Raw genomic sequence first — 19,056 nt, 5'->3', positions numbered from 1 at the left:
GCATGGATTGTTGGACTGGGACGCCGATTATTTGATGCCGGCGAGACCCAGATTGATCCAGCCGTGATCGTGGCCACGCACCTGCGAGCGTTGCAGTCGTTCGACACTCCGGCAGCCTGCGCGCCTGAGCGCCTGTTCCAGATAACGATAAGAGAACATTGCCAGATGCCAGTTGGGGTGTCCCAAGGTGCCGACACCATCGCCATACGAGAAGATGCGACCCGACGCCCAGCGACACGCGTCCTTCTGATCGTTGAAGCGATACCAGCCATCCTGCTCATAGTCGGGGCGGTGGCGCTCCTCGGCGTCGACAAAAGCTTTGCAGATCTTCAATCCATCCGGCACCCAGATTTCCAGCCGTCCCTGCGGCGCGACGATGCGCACCCATTCGGACAGCACCTCGTCCGTGTGATACCAGGGAATGTGTTCGAGAATGTGACTGGCGTAGACCACGTCGAATGTACCGTCGCGAAATGGCAACCGTTTGGACGCGTTCCACAGAAAGTCGACGTTGGCGGCGGGAATGACGTTGAGTGTCTCGAAACCGGCGATGCGCTTTGCGCCCGGACCGATCTCGAGCTTGCGATGTTGCTTTGAGCGCCGCGCCAGCAGATGTGCGGGCGTCACCACCAGCTTGTGCAGCACCGTGAGCGGCAGATTGACGATGCGTTGACCGACGAAAAAAGCGCGCTTTGCGACGGGACGAAAACGGGACGGGACCAGCGATTGCAGACCATTCAACGGGCTTCCTCCGCAATTGCGGTGGTCATCAAACTTTCATGACGACATTCACCGGGGGCGTTCGTAGTGTACAGCAGCAGGTCCGCGTGGAAACAAGGCGTGTTGGATGATTGCATGCATCAATGTACATACTTCGCAGTCAATTCTTGACTGTCGCCAAGCGGCGCTGAGTTACGATAGCCGCCTCTCTCGTTCGGTCCGGTGCCCGAGCTCATGCGAACAACAACCAGGGCAGCGCTGCTCGCCAGCTGCGTGCTGCAAGCTGCTTGTAACAATCACTCTGCCGCTGTCGCACCGTCGCCAGATCCAGTCACCGGGACGCCCGCGTTCGATACTTCCATCGATACGCGACAGCTGATGAGCTGGATGATCGACCCGAGTTCCAAAGTGGTCTTCGGCGCCGTCGCCAGCATCGTCACCGAGCAGGGCGAGGAGAACGTGCAGCCGCGCACCGACGACGAATGGAACAACGTCCGTAACAATGCAGTCACGATGCTCGAAGCGGGCAATCTGCTGATGCTGGAAGGCCGCTCTCGTTCCTCGCAAGTCCAGGATGTGACGGATTGGAATGCCAAAGCCCGCGCCATGAGTGCGGCCGCGCGCAGTGCCATCGAAGCGACCGAGGTAAAAGATCCCGAGGCCTTGTTCGCGGCGTCGGGAGATATTTATCAGACCTGCACCGACTGTCATGCAAAGTACATATTCACTGCGACGCCGGATGCCAAACAGTAAAGCAACGACCGGGCGCTCGACGTTTGCTCTACTTCTGTGTGCCCTCGGCTGCATGCTCGGCAGTCAGGCATTGGCCCATGGCGTCGCACCCGAGGATCAATCGTTCCTGCAAAATGCCAGCGGCCTGCATCTGCTGCCGTTCATGTATCTGGGCGCCAAGCACATGGTCACGGGGTATGACCATTTGTTGTTTCTGTTCGGCGTGATTTTCTTTCTGTATCGGCTCAAGGAAGTCGCCGCCTATGTCACGCTGTTCGCGATCGGCCACAGCGTCACGCTGCTGGTCGGCGTGCTCGGCGGACTCAAGGTCGATCCCTATTTGATCGATGCCATCATCGGCTTCTCGGTGGTCTACAAAGCGCTCGACAACCTCGGCGCCTTGCAAACCTGGTTCGGCGTGCAGCCGAACACCAAAGCCGCGGTGCTGATTTTCGGTTTCTTCCATGGCCTCGGTCTCGCCACGAAGCTGCAGGACTTCTCGTTATCGCCCGAGGGGCTGGTGCCCAACATGCTGGCGTTCAACGTCGGCGTCGAGATCGGCCAGGTGCTGGCATTGAGCGCCATTCTCATCGTGATGACGTACTGGCGCGCGGCGCCTTCATTCACTCGATACGCGGCAGCCGCGAATGTGTTGCTGATGGCCGCTGGTTTCGTGCTGGTGGGCTATCAGCTCACCGGGTATTTCGTCGGCGAGGCTCCCATTTCATGAATACCCCGCCCCGCACGAGTCGCCAGTTACTGCTCGCCACGTTGAGCGCGATAGCAATCGCAGCTGTGGTGCTGGTGTGTGTGGTATTGCCCGCGGAGTACGGCATCGATCCGCTGCGTTCGGGCGAGCTGTTGGGACTGGGCCCCTTGGCCCAAGCCAAGCGGGTTCAGGAAGCAAATGCCCGCACCGAAGGCAGCATCATGCACGCCCACCCTCGCAAGCCACGCACGGTGCGCATCGAGATCAATGTGAAGCCCCGCGAAGAGCTCGAGTACAAGGCGAAGCTCGCGGCGGGCGAGCCCCTGCTGTACTCATGGACCACGCAAGGGCCTGGCTCGGTGTACTACGAATTTCACGGTGAGCCTACCGAGGGCGAGTGGCCGAAGGACTATTTCCGCAGCTACGAAACCGTCGAGAGCAGCCAGACGGCGCACGGCTCATTCGTAGCGCCCTTTACCGGCATGCATGGCTGGTATTGGCGCAACCTCAGCGACGAGCCGCTGACTCTCGTGCTGGAAGTCAGCGGCTACTTCACCAAGCTCGGCCGCATCGAAGGGCCCGCTACGCTTTAGCCGGCGTCATCCACGGCAGCGTATCCAGGTCCAGGTTGCCGCCGGTGAGAATGATGCCGACGCGACGACCGGGCATGTCGAGCTGCCCGTCGACGAGCGCGCCATAGCCGACTGCACCGGACGGCTCGACGATGATCTTCAGCACTTCCCAGATGGTCCGCATGGCATGCACGATCTCGGTCTCGGAGACGGTGACGATGCCATCGACATGACGCTGAATCTGGTCGAACGTCAGCTCACCCAATGAAGTGCGCAAGCCATCGGCAATGGTGTTGGGCGCCGTGCATGGAATGATCTTGCCCGCCGCCAATGATCGTGCGGCGTCGTCGGCGCCTTGCGGCTCAACACCGAACACATGGATTTCCGGGTTGATGCTCTTGATGGCCGTGGACACGCCGCTGAGCAGGCCGCCGCCACCCACCGGACACAGAATGTCGGTGAGGTCCGGAACATCCTCCAGCAACTCCAGCGCGGTCGTGCCCTGCCCGGCCATGACACGCAGGTCGTTGTACGGATGAATGAAAGTAGCGCCGGTACGCTCGACCACGCTGTTCGCTGCGCTTTCGCGTGCAGCCAGCGTCGGCTCGCAAGAGATCACTTCGGCGCCGAACCGGCGCACTGACGCGACCTTGGCCTGCGGCGAGTTCGACGGCATGACGATGTACGCCGGGATGCCTCGCAATTTCGCCGCCCGCGCCAGGGCAGCGGCGTGATTGCCTGACGAATGCGTCACCACGCCCCGCTTCGCTTCCTCTTCGGACAGCAGCGAGACGGCGTTGGTCGCACCGCGCGCCTTGAAGGCGCCGATCTTCTGCAAGTTCTCACACTTGAAGAACAGCTGCGCCCCCGCCTTCTCGTTGAGCGTCGCGCTGGTCATGACCGGCGTGCGGTGAATGCGATCCTTGATGCGGGTGTGAGCGGCGCGGATATCGGCCAAGGTCAAAGTCATTCGCATCCCCATGAATGGTGCTGGTGCGGGCGCGGGCAGTATAAGCCCACGGATATGCCCGCGCACGAGCTAGCGAAGCAGGTTCACTGACAGGGTGATAATCAACAGCAAGCTGGCCAGCGCCGTGGTTTCGATCAGGCCGAACTTCATGGTCGCTTGGCGACGCAGTGGCTCATGCGGCGAGCAGGGTCGATGGCAAGCGCACTCCACAACCGGCCGCAGTCTCTAACAATCGCCCCGACTGCAGCAGCGTGAGCGCAGCTCGCATATCGGCATGCAAATAACGATCGTCTTCCAGTGCCGGCGCCAGCGCCCGAACCTGCTGTCTTACCTGCTCCAACACCTTGCTGCTCGACAGCGGTGCGTGAAAGTCACAACCTTGCACGGCTGCGAGCAACTCGATCGCAATTACCGCATCCGCGTTCGCGGCCATTGGTAACAAGCGGCGTGCGCCATGCGCCGCCATGGACACGTGATCTTCCTGGTTCGCAGACGTCGGAATGGAATCGACGCTCGCGGGATGAGCGCGTTGTTTGTTCTCCGATACCAGCGCCGCAGCGGTGACTTGCGGCAACATGAATCCTGAGTTCAATCCGGGCCGCGGCGTGAGAAAGGCCGGCAGCCCCGACAGCGCGGGATCCACCAGCATGGCGATACGCCGCTCGGCCAACGAGCCGATCTCACACAACGCCAGGGCAATGATGTCGGCAGCGAATGCCACGGGCTCGGCGTGAAAGTTACCGCCCGAGAGCACCGCGTCGTCTTCGGCGAACACCAGGGGATTGTCGGAAACGCTGTTCGCTTCGATTTCGAGGGTGCGCGCCGCGTGACGCAGCAGGTCGAGCGACGCGCCCATTACCTGAGGCTGACACCGCAGGCAGTACGGATCCTGGACACGAGCATCGTTGTCCCGATGCGATGCGCGAATCGCCGAGCCGGACATGAGCTGTGCCAGCGCCGTCGCAGATTCAATTTGCCCACGATGACCGCGCAGTCGATGTATACGCTCATCGAACGGCGTATCGGAGCCCTTCGCCGCTTCAGTCGACAGCGCACCGGAGATCAGTGCGTGACCGAACAGTTGCTCGGCTTCAAACAATCCAGCTAGCGCGTAAGCGGTTGAGAATTGTGTACCGTTCAACAACGCCAGCCCTTCCTTCGGGCCGAGCGTGACGGGCTTGAGCCCGGCCGAAGCCAGCGCTTCAGCGGCGGGCAGCGCTACACCGTCGACCAGGATGTCGCCAACGCCAATCATCGCCGCCGACATGTGCGCCAGCGGCGCGAGATCGCCGGACGCGCCGACCGAACCTTGTGCGGGCACCACCGGCAACAGCTTGCGCGTGAGCATGGCTTCGAGCAGCTGCAAGGTCGGCAATCTCACCCCGGACGCGCCGATGCCGAGACTCGCAAGTTTCAGCGCCATCATCAGCCGCACGATGGCAGGCGGCATCGGATCACCGACGCCCGCTGAATGTGACAATACGATGTTACGTTGCAAACGCTCCAGGTCCGCCAGCTCGATGCGCACCGACGCCAGTTTGCCGAAGCCTGTATTCACTCCATACACCGGCGCGCCCTTGTTCACGACGCGCTCGATCGTGGCGGCGCTGCGTTCGACGGCGGGAAAGCAGGCAGGATCGAGCCTTGCGGAAGCCCCTCGGTATACACGCTGCCATTGCTCCAGCGTCACCGAACCCGGCCGTAGTGTCTCGCTCATCGCTGCGTCCTCCGCGGTGTGCATCAACGATTCTCAGTATATCGCTGCGCCGTTTCGCCGGTGAGCGATACGCCGACCGTGTCCCGGGGTGATGCCTCATTCCTATCGTACTTACCCCTCCTTATCGTCGCCGACTGCGAACTGAACCGTCGCTTGCTCAGCAATCAGTCGCGCCGAGTCGGCCCACGCTCGGTGCTGGCGAAAAAAAAGTCGCTTCGCTACCCTCAAAGGGAACCCTCCGGTTCCATCCGCTGTTGTGTAACTTTGCAACGGCGATAACTAGGATACTGATGCCGCCATCCGCCGCGCCTTCCGACCTCCCCACCTTCAACAACGGCAGTGAATTGGGCCGCCTGGTCAGCGCCTTCGATTGGTCGAACACGCCCCTGGGCCCGCTCGAGCGCTGGCCGCAAAGCCTGCGCACCGCCGTCAATCTGGTGCTCGACTCCCGTCATCCGATGTGGATGAGTTGGGGCCCCAGAGCCACCTTCATCTACAACGACGCTTACGTGCAGGTGCTCGGTCCGGCCAAGCATCCCTGGGCCCTGGGCCGTCCGGCCGAGGAAGTCTGGGCCGAGATCTGGGATGTCTGCGGCCCGCTCGCCGACAAAGTCTTTCAGCACGGCGAAGCCAGCTTCGTAGACGACGTGCAGCTGTTCATGAGCCGCGGCGACTTCCTGGAAGAAACCTACTACTCGTTCTCATACAGCCCGATCCGGGACGAGACTGGCCAGGTCGCAGGGTTGTTCTGCCCGAGCGCAGAGACCACGCACAAGGTCCTCAATGCACGTCGCCTGCGTACGCTGTCGGAGCTGGCGGCCAAGGCGCTGGTGGAACGCTCGGTGGAAACTGCATGCACCTCAGCCATCGACACGCTCGCCAAGAACCCTGAAGACGTGCCGTTTGCCCTGCTCTACCGCATCGATCCCGTGCATCGCCGGGCCGTGCTCAATCGCAGCACTGGAATGACGGACGCCGACGACAAATGTGCCCCACGCATTCTGGATCTCGACGCCGAGAGCCCCCTGTGGCCCGTGTGCGACGTGGTTGAATCTTGCCAGCCTCGGACCCTGCACATCGAGCCGAGTCCATCGTTGCCGCTCGGGCCCGCCGCTCGCCCCATCGTCGAAGCAATGCTGGTGCCGGTAATGTCGGGCGGACAGGAGCAACCGACGGCGGTTTTGATCAGCGGCATCAATCCCACCCGGCGGCTGGACGAGGAATACCGCACGTTCTTCAATTTGATCGCGAGCCACGTCGCCACCGCGATTCACAATGCCCGCGCCGTCGAAGAGGAACGCGAGCGTGCTGAGCGACTGGCCGAGCTGGATCGCGCCAAGACGACATTCTTTTCCAACGTCAGCCATGAGTTCCGCACGCCGCTGACACTGATGATGGGCCCGCTCGAGGACGCGCTGGCCGATGCCGACGCGCCACTGGCGATGGCGCAAAAGGAACGTTTGCAGGCCGCGCATCGCAACTCGCTGCGGCTGTTGCGGCTCGTAAATACACTGCTGGATTTTTCACGCATCGAGGCGGGCCGCACCAAAGCGAAGTTCCGTCCGACCGATCTTGCGATGCTCACCGCCGAGCTGACCTCGACCTTCCGTTCCGCACTCACGCGCGCGTCGCTCAAGCTCACCGTCGATTGCCCGACCTTGCCCGAGCCGGTGTTCGTCGATCGGGAGATGTGGGAAAAGATCGTCCTGAACCTGCTCTCCAATGCGTTCAAGTTCACCTTCGAAGGGGGCGTCGAGGTGCGCCTGCGAGCGATGCCGCAAGGTGCCGAGCTCACCGTGAAAGATAGCGGCGTCGGCGTGCCACCCGAAGAATTGCCCAGGCTGTTCGAGCGCTTTCATCGCATCGAGGGCCAGAAGAGCCGCACCCACGAAGGCAGTGGCATCGGGCTGGCGCTGATCATGGAGCTGGTGCGGCTGCATCACGGCAAGATCCACGCGGACAGCCGGTTGCGTGAAGGCACGACCTTCACCGTCACGATTCCCTTCGGCTCGCATCACTTGCCTGCCGATCAGATCTACGATGCGTCGATCAACAGCGCCCCCGATGGCGAGCGTCCGCATGCGTTCGTCCAGGAGGCTTTGACGTGGCTATCGGACGCGGGGCTCGGCATCCAGGAATACCAGGATATCTCCGCCGGCGACGATCTTGCGCAAGTCGAAGGCTCCCGGCTGCTATTGGCCGACGATAACGCCGACATGCGTCAGTACGTCTCGCGACTCTTGAGCAAACATCTGCACGTCGAAGCCGTTGCCGATGGCGCCGCCGCCCTCGCAGCGATTCGCGGCAATCGGCCCGATCTGGTGCTCACCGACGTGATGATGCCCGAGCTCGACGGCTTCGGCTTACTGAAGGCGATTCGCGAAGACCCTGAGCTGCGCGATCTACCGGTCATCATGCTCTCCGCTCGCGCCGGTGAAGAGGCGCGCATCGAAGGCCTGCATGCAGGTGCCGACGATTATCTGATCAAGCCTTTTTCGGCGCGCGAGTTGACCGCGCGCGTGCATGCCAATCTCAAGCTCGCGAATGTGCGCCGGGAAAGCACGGCGGCGCTCGCCGAAAGCGAGCAACGCTTCCGGAACATGGCGGAAAACTCGCCGCTGATGATGTGGATCACCGATGCTGAGGGCCAGGCCACTTATCTGAACAAGGTCTGGCATGACTTCACCGGACAGACCGAGGCCGAAGCGCTGGGATTGGGCTGGACCAATGCGGTTCACCCGGACGACCGTGCCACCGCGACCCGCCAGTTTCTGGACGCGAGCGCCGAGCACAAAGACTTCCGAATGGAATACCGGCTGCGCCGCCACGACGGCGAATATCGTTGGGCCATCGACGCCGCCTCGCCGCGCTTCAATGGCGAAGGCGAATTCCTCGGCTACATCGGCTCGGTGATCGATATCACCGAGCGCAAGCAGGCCGAAGAGGCACTGTTGAATCTCAACGAGACGCTCAAGCAACGCGTCGAGTCCGAGATCGAAGCCCGCGGCGATGCCGAAAAGGCGTTGCGTCAGGCGCAGAAAATGGAATCGCTCGGTCAGCTGACCGGCGGCATTGCGCACGACTTCAACAACATGCTGAACGTCGTGATCGGCAACATCGACATGCTGTCGCGACGGCTGGCGCGCGGCGATACAAACGTTCAGCGCTTCGCATCGTTCGCGCTCGACGGCGCCACGCGCGCGGCTCAATTGACCGAGCGCCTGCTGGCATTCGCACGTCAGCAGCCCCTGCGCCCCGAGCCGATCAATGCCAACAAGCTGGTGGCGGGCATGTCCGATCTGCTGCATCGGACGCTCGGCGAAACCATCCGCACCGAGACCGTGCTCGCCGGCGGGCTATGGAAGATTCACACCGACGCCAATCAGCTGGAAAGCGCCATCTTGAATCTTGCAGTGAATGCGCGCGACGCGATGCCGGGAGGCGGCAAGCTCACGGTCGAAACCGCCAACGCACATCTGGATGACACGTATGCCGCTCAGCACGCCGGCGTGCCGCAAGGTCAGTATGTGATGATCGCAGTAACCGACACCGGCTGCGGCATGTCCGCCGACGTGATCCAGAAGGCTTTCGATCCCTTCTTCACGACCAAGTCGGTCGGCAAAGGCACGGGCCTCGGCTTGAGCCAGGTGCACGGCTTCGTGCATCAGTCTGGCGGGTACGTAAAGATTTACAGCGAGATCAGTCAGGGCACGACCGTGAAGATCTATCTGCCGCGCTTCTATGGCGCGTCGGAAGACGTTCAGCCCAATGCCCGCTTCACGCCGGGGATGTCAGGTGCCGGCATGACCATCCTGGTGGTCGAGGATGAGGAAAGCGTGCGACACGTCAGCGTCGAAGCGCTCACCGAGCTCGGCTACAACGTTCTGGAAGCGAACGGCGCAGCGATGGCGCTGCGGCTGCTCGATCAGCACCCCGAAATCGACATCATGTTCACGGATGTGGTCATGCCCGAGGTCAACGGGCGCATGTTGGCAGACGAAGCGCGTCAGCGCCGACCCGATCTGAAAGTGCTGTTTACGACCGGCTACACGCGCAATGCCATCGTCCACAACGGCGTGCTCGACCCCGGCGTGCACCTGATCGGCAAGCCGTTCAACCTGGAGCAGCTGGCGCGGAAACTGGCCGAGATCAAAGACGCTTGATGTCGAGCGGCGCTTCGACCAGCGGGCCCGGCGAAGTCACCGTGCCGAGATAAACGATCGCGACGATGTGATCTTCCGGCGCGAGACCGCACAGCGCTTTCACGCCGGCGTCATAGGCCGCCGCGCCCGTCTTCCACTGTGCGCCGAAGCCCAGCTCGTGCGCAGCCAACAACATGTTCTGCACCGCTGCGGCCGTCGCGCACACCTGTTCGATCTCGGGGATCTTGCCCTTGCTGATCTTGGCGCCGACCAGGATCACCACCGGCGCGCGCATGGCCTTGCCCTTCTCGGCATCCAGATGCTCCTGCGTGGAGTTCGGCACGCGCGTTCGGAGCGAATTCGCCATCGCTTCGCCGAGCTGTTCGCGGGCGGCGCCTTCGAGCACCGTGAATCGCCACGGACGCAAACGACCATGGTCCGGAGCCCGTGTGCCAGCGCGAATGATCTGCTCGATCTGCGCGGCGCTCGGCGCCGGCGCCGCGAGCTTCAGCGGTGACGTACGCGACTGAATACCTTCGAGCAAATCCATCATCTGTCCTCTTTAGAGCGTCCGGACCTGCATGGCCAGATGCAACCNCNNCCGGTCGCCCTTCATCGTGCACATCGCAATCTCCGCACCGCCGGGCACGGCCCAGGTTCGGGCAAACGCCTGCGAGGGAATGTAGACCGGCAGCTTGAACTGCGTGTCGATCTGAATCTTCGTGCTCGGAATATGCGGCGAGGCCGAGGCCAGGCAGCGCCCCATGGACCACATGCCGTGCGCCACCGCCTGCTTGAAGCCAAACATCTGCGCAGTACGCGCGGTCAGGTGAATCGGATTGAAATCGCCGGAGACGCGCGCGTAGCGCCAGCCAGTGTTCTCCGCAACCTCGAGCGTATCGGTATGCGTGCCCGTCTCCGGATGATTGGAGCGCTCGATCTGCGGGCGCTGTCTGCTACCGCCGCCTTCCTTCGGCGCCGATGTGCCGCGAGCAAACATCGTGCTGATCTCTTCCCACACCACCACGCCGTTCTGCTCGTAGCTGGTGGTGAAATCGTATTCCTGACCCATGTCCGTCAGACGCATGGTGTCGAAATACACACGCAGACGCAGCGGTCCGCGCATGTCGACCGGCGCGAGCACGCGAATGGTGTTACGCAGATGAATCAGCCCCAGCACCTTCACCGGAAAATTGTTCACGACGAACAGCTGCATGTGCAGCGGCATGGCGAGCACGTGCAGATACGCCGGCGGCAGACCTTGAGCGGACGCAGGCACGGCGCAGACATCGCGATAGCGCTGGAGATGCGCCGCCGACAGCATCACCTTGCGAGCTTCGAGCTCGACCGGCTCGATGACGGTGCCCTCGGGCGCACTGTATGGCTTGCGGCCGAGCAGCACGCGCGCGTACGCAGGCACCATCGAGGGGCGGCGGGCAAAAGAAATCTTGGTCGGTGCTGACATCAATGAACGATCAACGCACGGTGTGCTTTAGGTCAATGACGGGCAAGGCTCAAGGCACGACTCGATCGATGACGATAGTCAACGGACCGCTGCTCTTGCCGAATTCATATTCGGCCTCGCCATATAAATCTCCGCTTTGCTGCTGAGGCGCGCCGGAGCGCGACAACCGTGCAACAACTACCACCTTCGGCACGGTGGCAATGGAGCGGGACGGAATCATCGCATCACTTTCCGAGAGTGTCACATTCAACGGCAGCGAATCCGAGCCGTGCCGCTGCACGGCGAGCGGCGGACCACCGGCGCTCGCGTCGCGAGCCAGGATGAACAGCGGCAGCGCACCGGTCACCTGCTGTCGCAGCTGCGGCGACAAAGAGACTGAAACTTGAATGGCACGCGTCCCAGCGGCCGGTGCTGACGACGGCGTTTGCGCCTGCGCCGGAGCGGTCGCGGCGGTGCCAGCATCCGCGATCTGCTCATCCAGATCCTGGATCTGCCGGGCCAGCACATTGCGTATCTCGTCGGGCGGATTCTGCGCCAAGAGCAGTTGCAATCGATCGCGGCCCAGACGCAGGTCGCCGGAGCGCAAGGCGGCAACGCCGCCGTACCAAAGCGCCTTGGGATGGTTCGGCGCTATCGCCAGCGCGCTCTCGAACAGCTTGCCGGCACGGCCCGTGAGCGAGGCTTCATCGGTAAGCGCGAGCGCTTCGCCCAGCCCGACGATGGCTTCGACGTTCTGCCCTTTCGACAGGTCGTACGCCTGCTGATACGCATCGGCGGCACGCGGATAACGCCCCATCGCGGTGTACGAGCGCCCGAGCATGATCCAGCCGTCCAGGTTGTTCGGATTCTCTTTGAGCTTGGCTTCCAGGCCGGCAACGGCCTGCTCCATGTTCTGCGCCTGCTCGCTCTCGATCTGCACCGCTTTCCAATCCCAGTTGCTGAGACCGGCGTACATCACAACCGCCAGTACCGGCAGCAACAGCGCCACGGCCAGGCCGGAGAAGCGCCGCTCGGCACGATAGGACGCGAGCTCCGTCGACTCGCTCGCGACACTCCCATCACGGGGCGCGCGCAGCAGCGGCAGCACCATCCACAACAGCGCCGCCAGCAGCATGGCGACGCAGACGATGATGAAGGTGGTCACGATGCACCCAGGCCTGGATCGTTAGGATCGGTGTCAGGAAGCTTGGATTTGCGCGAGATGACGATGGCCGCGACGATGCCGCCGCCGATCACCAGCAACGCAGGCGCAGCCCACAACAGCCACGTGCGCGGCGCGACCGGCGGTTTGTAGAGCACATAGTCGCCGTACCGATCGGTCATGTACTGGAAGATTTCCTGATCGGTCTTGCCGGCAGCCATCAACTCGCGCACCTGCCGGCGCAAGTCGGCCGCGAGCTGTGCATTCGAGTCAGCGATGGTCTCGCTACGGCACGTGAGGCAACGCAGCTCACGCGCCAGGCGCTCGTAACGCGCCTGCTGCACGGGATCCTCGAACGCCGGCGCCTTGTCGATAGCAAAGGCCTGCAGTCCGAACAACGCGATGATCGCGGCTAGGAAAAGCTGTTTCATGGCGACGCCGCCTTGGCCTGAGCCAACAGCGGCACGAACTCCTGTTCCCAGATCTGCACCGTGATCGGTGCGATATGTTTCTTGAGGACGCGGCCATCCGCGCCGATCAAGAACGTTTCCGGCGCGCCGTACACGCCCCAATCGATGGCCACGCGACCTTCACCGTCGAAGGCGCTCACCGCATACGGGTTGCCGAGTTGCTCCAGCCAGATCAGCGCCTGCTGGCGATCGTCGTTCCAATTCAAGCCGACGATGGGCAGGTTGGTGCGACGGGCGATTTCCAACAGCGCGCCGTGTTCCTGGCGGCACCCAATGCACCACGTGCCCCACACGTTCAGTACATAGGGCTGGCCCGCGAGCTCGGCGTTCGAGAAGGTCTTCGCCGGATCTTCCAGACGCGTCAGCTCAAAAGTCGGCGCCACCTTGCCGATCAACGGCGATGGCAGCGTCTCTTTGTCTCGGCCCAGACCGAAATACAAAAAGCCGGCGAGTACAGCGAACAGCCCGACAGGAAGCAGGTACTTAAGCATGCGGTAACGTGGCTCAGGCAGTCTTGGCGCCGGCCGCGGCCGCGGCGCCTTCGTCGGCGGTCACACGCTTGCGATAGCGTCGATCGCAGATGGCGATCAAGCCACCGAGCGCCATCACGGCCGCGCCCAACCAGATGAATCGGACCATGGGCTTGTACTGCAAGCGCACACTCCAGGCGTCACCGCCGAGCGGCTCGCCCATGGCGACGAACAGATCGCGATGCCAGTGCGCATCGATGCCGGCTTCGGTCATGGCGTTCTTCTGCACGCGATAGACCCGCTTCTGCGGATGTACGACGGCCACTTGCTTGCCATCGCGCGTGATCACCACTTCGCTCTGCACCGCTTCGTAGTTCGGACCTTTGACGTCTTCGATCTTGGTCATGGTGAACTGGAAGCCCGCGTGCTCGGTCGACTGGCCCGGCTTCAGGCTCAAGTCGGTTTCCTGCTTGTACGACTCCACCGTGGTCGCACCGATGATGAAAAGCGCCAGACCGAAATGCGCCACGCTCATGCCGATGATGCTGGCCGGCAGCGAGTGCCCCTTGCGCCAGCGGCTGATCGGATCGACCAGCGAGGCGCCGGCCACCCACAGCGCCGCCGTCAGGCCCACGATGGTCATCACCGAATGCCAGCCATACGCGCCGATGGAAATCGCCAGCGCCAGCACGATCGCGGCGATCAGCAGCAGCCCAAGAATCGACTTGGTCGATTCGAAGGACGCTTTCTTCCACGACGCGTGCATGCCGGGCGCGAGCAGGAACACCATCGGCAACATCGGCACCAGGAACATGGCTTCGAAGTACGGCGGGCCGACCGAGACTTTGTCGAGGCCGAACGCGTCCATGAACATCGGATACGTGGTGCCGAGCAAGATCACCGCGGTCGCGCCGACCAGCAGAATGTTATTGAAGAGCAGGAACGACTCGCGCGACACGGGCGCGAAACCGGCATTCGAGCGAAACAACGGCGCGCGCCAGGCGTACAGACCCAACGCCCCGCCGACGCAAACGCCGAGGAACGACAGGATGAACAAACCGCGGCCCGGATCGCTCGCGAATGCGTGCACCGACTCGATCACGCCCGAGCGGACCAGGAACGTGCCGAGCAACGACAGCGAGAACGCCGTGATCGACAGCAACAACGTCCAGCTCTTGAACAGGCCCCGCTTCTCGGTCACTGCCAGCGAGTGAATCAGCGCGGTGCCGATCAGCCACGGCATGAACGATGCGTTCTCCACCGGATCCCAGAACCACCAGCCGCCCCAACCGAGCTCGTAGTACGCCCACCAGCTACCGAGCGCGATGCCACAGGTCAGAAACATCCAGGCAACCGTGGCCCACGGACGCACCCAACGCGCCCACAGCGAATCGAGCTTGCCTTCGAGCATCGCGGCCACTGCGAATGCGAACGGCACGGAGAAACCGACGTAGCCGATGTAGAGCATCGGCGGATGAATCGCCAACGCCGGATCCTGCAGCAATGGATTGAGATCGCGACCATCCGGCGCCGCTGGCCACAGACGCATGAATGGATTCGAGGTCATCAGAATGAACAGTGCGAAGCCGGCGCTGATCAGACCCAACACGCCGAGCACGCGACTCGTCATCTGTTGCGGCATGTTGCCGCTGAAGGCCGCGACGCCCAGCGCCCACGTCGCCTGCACCAGCAGCCACAACAACAGCGAGCCCTCGTGCGCTCCCCACACGGCGGCGAATCGATAGAACGTCGGCAGCTCCGAGTTGGAGTTCTGTGCGACGTACAACACCGAGAAATCGTTCTGATAGAAAACGTACGACAGACACGCGAACGAGAACAGCGTGAATACCCACTGGCCCGTGACCGCGCGATTGGTCAACGCGATCCAATGCGGACGCCGCCAGTGCGCGCCCATCAGCCCGAAAAATGCCTGGGGCAACGACAGGCAGAACGCCAGGATCAGCGCGAAGTGTCCGAGTTCGGCGGCCATGTCACTTCCTAGGTAGTTGGCAACGGCCCGCTGGTCGAGGGCTTCTCATGCTGCTTCTTCAGCGTTTTTGCCACTTCCGGCGGCATGTAGTTCTCGTCGTGCTTGGCGAGCACTTCCTCGGCGACGAACACGCCGTTGGGGCCCATGCGACCGCGTGCGATCACGCCCTGCCCCTCACGAAACAGATCCGGCAGCACGCCGGTATAGCTGACCTTCACCTCGTGCGCGTAATCGGTGAGCACGAAGTGGGCCTCGAGGCTGCCGGACTCGCGAGTGAAGCTGCCTTCGGGAACCATGCCACCGACGCGGAACACGCGATCGGTCGGCGCCTTGCCGGCGGTCACATCCGACGGCGAATAGAAGTACAGCAGATTGTCCTGGAACGCAGTCAGCGCGAACGCGGTGGCCGCGCCCACACCCAGAACGATCAGTGCAACCAACGTCATGCGGCGACGGCGAGGGGTCATGACGGCGACGAGGACTCCGAATTGATTGAATCAGCGATCTTCAGCCGGCGCTTGGCGCTCAGCACCTGGTCGGCCAGCGCACGGCGCCCCAACCACACGTTGAGCACCAGCACGGCCAGCACCAGCCCATAGCAGGACCAGACGTAAACGCCGTAATCCCCCATGTCAAGTACGTCTTTCAAGTTCATGATCAGGCAAGCCTTTCGCTTAACCAGCTGGCGTTACGCTCACGTCTGAGGATCTCCCCTCGCAGCCGATCGCAGAGCACCGCGCCGAAGTACAGAATGAAGGCCAGCATCATGACCAACAACGGCCACAGCATGGACCCCTCGATGGAGGGGGCGGCAAGTTTCGAGATACTGGGGCCCTGGTGCAAGCTGTTCCACCAGACCACCGAGTATTTGACGATGGGCACATTGACTACGCCGACGATGGCCAGAATCGCACTGGCCCGGTCGGCGCGCTGCGTGTCGTCAAATGACGCTCGTAAGGCCATATAGCCTAGATATAAGAAGAGCAGGATCAGTTCCGAGGTGAGGCGCGGATCCCACTCCCACCAGGTGCCCCACATGGGCTTGCCGTAGATGGAGCCGGTCACGAGCGTCGCGACGGTAAACCACGCACCGATTGGCGCGCACGCCGCGGCCACCGCGTGGGCCAGCTTGATGCGCCAGATAACACCGACACCCGCAGCTACCGCCATGACGGTGTAGATCATCAGTGACAGCGAGGCGCTGGGCACGTGGACATAAATAATGCGAAACGCATCCTTTTGTTGGTAATCCTCGGGCGCCAGCACCAGGCCGCCGACCGCACCGACAATCATCAACAGGATCGCCGGCCAGAACAGCCACGGGCGCACCAGACCAGCGGTGCGGTAGGCATAAGGCGGCGAGCTGAGCTTGTGAAACCACAGCCACATAGCTTTTTTAGGACTCCACACTGATCCGCATGGCGGCAGCCATTGCGACCGGCCCCAGGCTGACGAAGAACAACAACAACGCTGCCAGCAAGTTTAGCGGACCGGCCACCGGTTCGCCGTGCATGGCCAGATCCACGGCGCGGGCGCCAAAGATCAGCACCGGCATCTCCAGCGGCAGCACCAGCAACGCTAACAGCACACTACCTCGCCGGACACTCACCGTGAGGGCCGCGCCAATGGCTCCGAGGACCGACAGCGATCCCGTCCCCAGCGCCAGGGTCGCAACCAGCACCGGCCATACAGACTGCGGCATTCCCAAAGCAGTTCCCACGATCGGTGCCATCAAGACCAATGGCAGCCCTGTCAGCAGCCAATGCGTCAGTGTCTTGGCCAGCAGCAGCAGCGACAACGGCTGGCCCGACAGTACCCACTGCTCCATGGTCCCGTCTTCGACGTCGGGCCGAAAGAGCGATTCAAGCGCGAGCAACGATGACAGCATGGCCGCCACCCACACCACTCCGGGTGAGATCTTGCGCAGCTCGTCCAGCGCAGGACTGATCGCGAGCGGGAACAGCGTCGTGACGATCACGAAAAAGATCAGCGGCTGCAGCACCTGATCCCAGTGGCGCACGGCAAGCCGCAGGTCGCGCATCAGCACCAGCATCAGAATTTTGCCCAGTCCGGGCGTCGTCGGAACGGACGACTGCATCAGCGCAGCTCCAAAGTGCGCACCCCAGGCTGGCCCTGGAGCAACAGCTGATGCGCGGCTGTCAGGATCATGCCGCCAGTTCGCATGTGCTCGGCGATGCGCGCTTCGAACAGCGCGATGCCCGCTTTGTCGAGGTTGGTGATCGGCTCGTCCAGGATCCACAGCGCCGCGCGCGTCAACATGATGCGGGCCAGAGCGACTCGACGCTTCTGCCCCGCCGACAGCGCGCGCACCGGCAAGTCTGCGCAAGCCTCGACGTGCAGTAACTGGAGAGTTTCGCGTAGCTCTTCCGTAGTGACAGCGCGCCGGATCGAGACGCCAAAGCGCAGATTCTCCAGTGCCGTCAGGTCGGATTTGAGGCCGTTGACGTGCGCCAGATACGCCAGCTTGCGATGAAACTCGTCGCGCCCGTCCGGCAACTGCTGCCCCTGCCAGACGATCTCGCCCGACTCGGTGGGCAACAGCCCCGCCACACAGCGCAACAGACTGGTCTTGCCCACCCCATTCGGCCCCACGACCTGCAGCAGCTCGCCGCTGTAAAGCGCAAAGGACACGCCGCGTAACAGGTGTTTCTCGCCGCGCCACAAATGGACGGCGCGCGCTTCTAATTGCGGCTGCGGCGAAGTCGCAGCGACCTGTGCAAGCATGCTGGGTGTCGCGCTAAGTTCTGCGTGTAATGGTTTGTGCACGCACAGTTTAGCATGCTGCCCTCGACTGGCTTACAATGTCGGCCCGCCCGTGCCCGGGTGGCGAAATTGGTAGACGCAAGGGACTTAAAATGTTGAGCACCCGGCTCGGAAACGGCCGGCGTGAATGGGGTCAAATTCGGGGAAACAGCCTCACGCTTCGCTTCACCGCGCGCGTGCCTGCAATCCCGAGCTAAGCCTGGGCGATGCCCGGGAAAGTGTAGAGACTTGACGGCCCCTGTCTAACTTCCGCGACGCTCTCGCGGGACACGACAAAGAGAAAGTCCAGACTCCAAAGAGCAACTGATTGAGAGTCAGTTGGTCGCAGCGAAAGCTGTAGCGAGTACGAAAATCCCTCGGGGGCAACTCCGTACCGGTTCGATTCCGGTCCCGGGCACCATCTCAGCTTCCGACAACCTCCGTCGGCACTAAATTCGAATTCGCCACACACACCTCGCGCCGATCCTTACAGGCGAGCGAACACCAAAGCAAAAAGCCCCGCCGGATTACTCCGGCGGGGCTTCCGCTTCATTTAAGAGCCTGGCAGTGACCTACTCTTGCATGCCCGAAGGGCACACTACCATCGGCGCAAAGCATTTTTCACTTCCGAGTTCGATATGGGATCGGGTGGTTCCTGCTCGCTATTGCCGCCAGGCAAACTGGCTCACGTCGCAGTCGATTGCTGTGTTTCAAGCGCTCGCCTGCAGTGAATTCGGTAAGTTGTTTTGACAACATTTCGACTCAGCGACCGATTCTCATGAATCGATGTCACATTGAGTATCAACATGATTGCTTCATAAAGCACCCAAGCTGATTGGGTGTTATATGGTCAAGCCTCACGGGCAATTAGTACTGGTTAGCTCAATGCATTACTGCACTTACACACCCAGCCTATCAACGTCGTAGTCTGCGACGGCCCTTTAGGGGAATCAAGTTCCCAGGGAAACCTAATCTTGGGGGGGGCTTCGCGCTTAGATGCTTTCAGCGCTTATCCCGTCCGTATATAGCTACCCGGCAGTGCCACTGGCGTGACAACCGGAACACCAGAGATACGTCCATCCCGGTCCTCTCGTACTAAGGACAGCTCACCCTCAAGTTTCCAACGCCCACGGCAGATAGGGACCGAACTGTCTCACGACGTTCTGAACCCAGCTCGCGTACCACTTTAAATGGC

The 19,056-nt window shown here is 62.2% G+C and carries 18 protein-coding genes and 2 rRNA genes; 4 read left to right on the top strand and 16 right to left on the bottom strand.

Translation table 11 applies throughout. The features are described from left to right. Positions 1-27: 27 nt before the first annotated feature. Positions 28-741, bottom strand: coding sequence for a class I SAM-dependent methyltransferase (locus D0550_RS22295; protein ID WP_116811398.1), 714 nt, complete (start codon positions 739-741; stop codon positions 28-30). 213 nt (positions 742-954) lie between these two features. Between D0550_RS22295 and D0550_RS22290 the strand changes: the two genes are divergently transcribed. From D0550_RS22290 to D0550_RS22280, 3 genes are read left to right on the top strand one after another with little or no spacing between them, the layout of a single operon-like run. Continuing rightward, positions 955-1,473 carry a cytochrome c gene (locus D0550_RS22290; protein WP_116811397.1) on the top strand — a complete coding sequence of 173 codons (519 nt, stop codon included), beginning with the start codon at positions 955-957 and terminating at the stop codon, positions 1,471-1,473. Next, a complete protein-coding gene (locus D0550_RS22285; RefSeq protein ID WP_116811396.1) occupies positions 1,460-2,182 on the top strand; it encodes a HupE/UreJ family protein in 723 nt (240 codons plus the stop codon). The genes D0550_RS22290 and D0550_RS22285 overlap by 14 nt, the downstream gene beginning before the upstream one ends. Further along, positions 2,179-2,754 carry a hypothetical protein gene (locus tag D0550_RS22280; protein WP_116811395.1) on the top strand — a complete coding sequence of 192 codons (576 nt, stop codon included), beginning with the start codon at positions 2,179-2,181 and terminating at the stop codon, positions 2,752-2,754. Before D0550_RS22285 ends, D0550_RS22280 begins: the two co-directional genes overlap by 4 nt. Here the strand turns inward: D0550_RS22280 and D0550_RS22275 are convergent. Together D0550_RS22275 and hutH are read right to left on the bottom strand one after the other, a co-directional pair. Continuing rightward, positions 2,744-3,703, bottom strand: coding sequence for a pyridoxal-phosphate dependent enzyme (locus D0550_RS22275; RefSeq protein ID WP_206606463.1), 960 nt, complete (start codon positions 3,701-3,703; stop codon positions 2,744-2,746). The two genes, D0550_RS22280 and D0550_RS22275, sit on opposite strands and share 11 nt — an antisense overlap. 172 nt (positions 3,704-3,875) lie before the next feature. Beyond that, positions 3,876-5,420, bottom strand: a complete 1,545-nt coding sequence (hutH, locus tag D0550_RS22270) for a histidine ammonia-lyase (protein WP_116811449.1) — start codon at positions 5,418-5,420, stop codon at positions 3,876-3,878. Positions 5,421-5,710: 290 nt separating this feature from the next. Here hutH and D0550_RS22265 point away from each other — a divergent pair, with 290 nt between their 5' ends. Further along, positions 5,711-9,583, top strand: coding sequence for an ATP-binding protein (locus tag D0550_RS22265; RefSeq protein ID WP_116811393.1), 3,873 nt, complete (start codon positions 5,711-5,713; stop codon positions 9,581-9,583). Here D0550_RS22265 and D0550_RS22260 read toward each other — a convergent pair. The 13 genes from D0550_RS22260 to D0550_RS22200 all read right to left on the bottom strand — a co-directional run. Further along, complete coding sequence (locus D0550_RS22260; protein WP_116811392.1) at positions 9,570-10,115, bottom strand: nitroreductase family protein; 546 nt, start codon at positions 10,113-10,115, stop codon at positions 9,570-9,572. The two genes, D0550_RS22265 and D0550_RS22260, sit on opposite strands and share 14 nt — an antisense overlap. A gap of 9 nt (positions 10,116-10,124) precedes the next feature. Next, positions 10,125-10,562: a MaoC family dehydratase gene (locus D0550_RS37340; RefSeq protein ID WP_422664263.1), complete on the bottom strand. Its 438-nt coding sequence runs from the start codon at positions 10,560-10,562 to the stop codon at positions 10,125-10,127. A gap of 514 nt (positions 10,563-11,076) precedes the next feature. Beyond that, entirely contained in the window at positions 11,077-12,171 is a 1,095-nt protein-coding gene (locus D0550_RS22250) for a tetratricopeptide repeat protein (RefSeq protein ID WP_116811390.1), read from the bottom strand. Beyond that, on the bottom strand, positions 12,168-12,599 hold the full coding sequence (locus D0550_RS22245; RefSeq protein ID WP_116811389.1) for a cytochrome c-type biogenesis protein: 432 nt from the start codon (positions 12,597-12,599) through the stop codon (positions 12,168-12,170). Before D0550_RS22245 ends, D0550_RS22250 begins: the two co-directional genes overlap by 4 nt. Then, a complete protein-coding gene (locus D0550_RS22240) occupies positions 12,596-13,129 on the bottom strand; it encodes a DsbE family thiol:disulfide interchange protein (protein WP_116811388.1) in 534 nt (177 codons plus the stop codon). The genes D0550_RS22245 and D0550_RS22240 overlap by 4 nt, the downstream gene beginning before the upstream one ends. A 13-nt stretch (positions 13,130-13,142) precedes the next feature. After that, the gene (locus D0550_RS22235) at positions 13,143-15,098 is read right to left on the bottom strand and encodes a heme lyase CcmF/NrfE family subunit (RefSeq protein WP_116811387.1); all 1,956 of its coding nucleotides are present in this window, start codon (positions 15,096-15,098) and stop codon (positions 13,143-13,145) included. 8 nt (positions 15,099-15,106) lie between these two features. Beyond that, complete coding sequence (gene ccmE, locus D0550_RS22230; protein ID WP_116811386.1) at positions 15,107-15,565, bottom strand: cytochrome c maturation protein CcmE; 459 nt, start codon at positions 15,563-15,565, stop codon at positions 15,107-15,109. Then, positions 15,562-15,753, bottom strand: coding sequence for a heme exporter protein CcmD (gene ccmD, locus D0550_RS22225; protein WP_116811385.1), 192 nt, complete (start codon positions 15,751-15,753; stop codon positions 15,562-15,564). The genes ccmE and ccmD overlap by 4 nt, the downstream gene beginning before the upstream one ends. 2 nt (positions 15,754-15,755) lie before the next feature. Then, positions 15,756-16,487, bottom strand: a complete 732-nt coding sequence (locus D0550_RS22220) for a heme ABC transporter permease (RefSeq protein WP_116811384.1) — start codon at positions 16,485-16,487, stop codon at positions 15,756-15,758. Positions 16,488-16,494: 7 nt separating this feature from the next. After that, a complete protein-coding gene (gene ccmB / locus D0550_RS22215) occupies positions 16,495-17,166 on the bottom strand; it encodes a heme exporter protein CcmB (protein ID WP_414717328.1) in 672 nt (223 codons plus the stop codon). 29 nt (positions 17,167-17,195) lie between these two features. Further along, positions 17,196-17,843, bottom strand: a complete 648-nt coding sequence (gene ccmA / locus D0550_RS22210; protein WP_116811383.1) for a cytochrome c biogenesis heme-transporting ATPase CcmA — start codon at positions 17,841-17,843, stop codon at positions 17,196-17,198. A 577-nt stretch (positions 17,844-18,420) separates the two neighbouring features. After that, positions 18,421-18,537, bottom strand: a 5S ribosomal RNA gene (rrf, locus tag D0550_RS22205). A 170-nt stretch (positions 18,538-18,707) separates the two neighbouring features. Next, positions 18,708-19,056: ribosomal RNA gene (locus tag D0550_RS22200) — 23S ribosomal RNA — on the bottom strand; the annotation flags it as partial.

It is taken from the genome of Steroidobacter cummioxidans (assembly GCF_003104955.1).
This window is presented reverse-complemented; position numbering and strand designations above follow the sequence as displayed.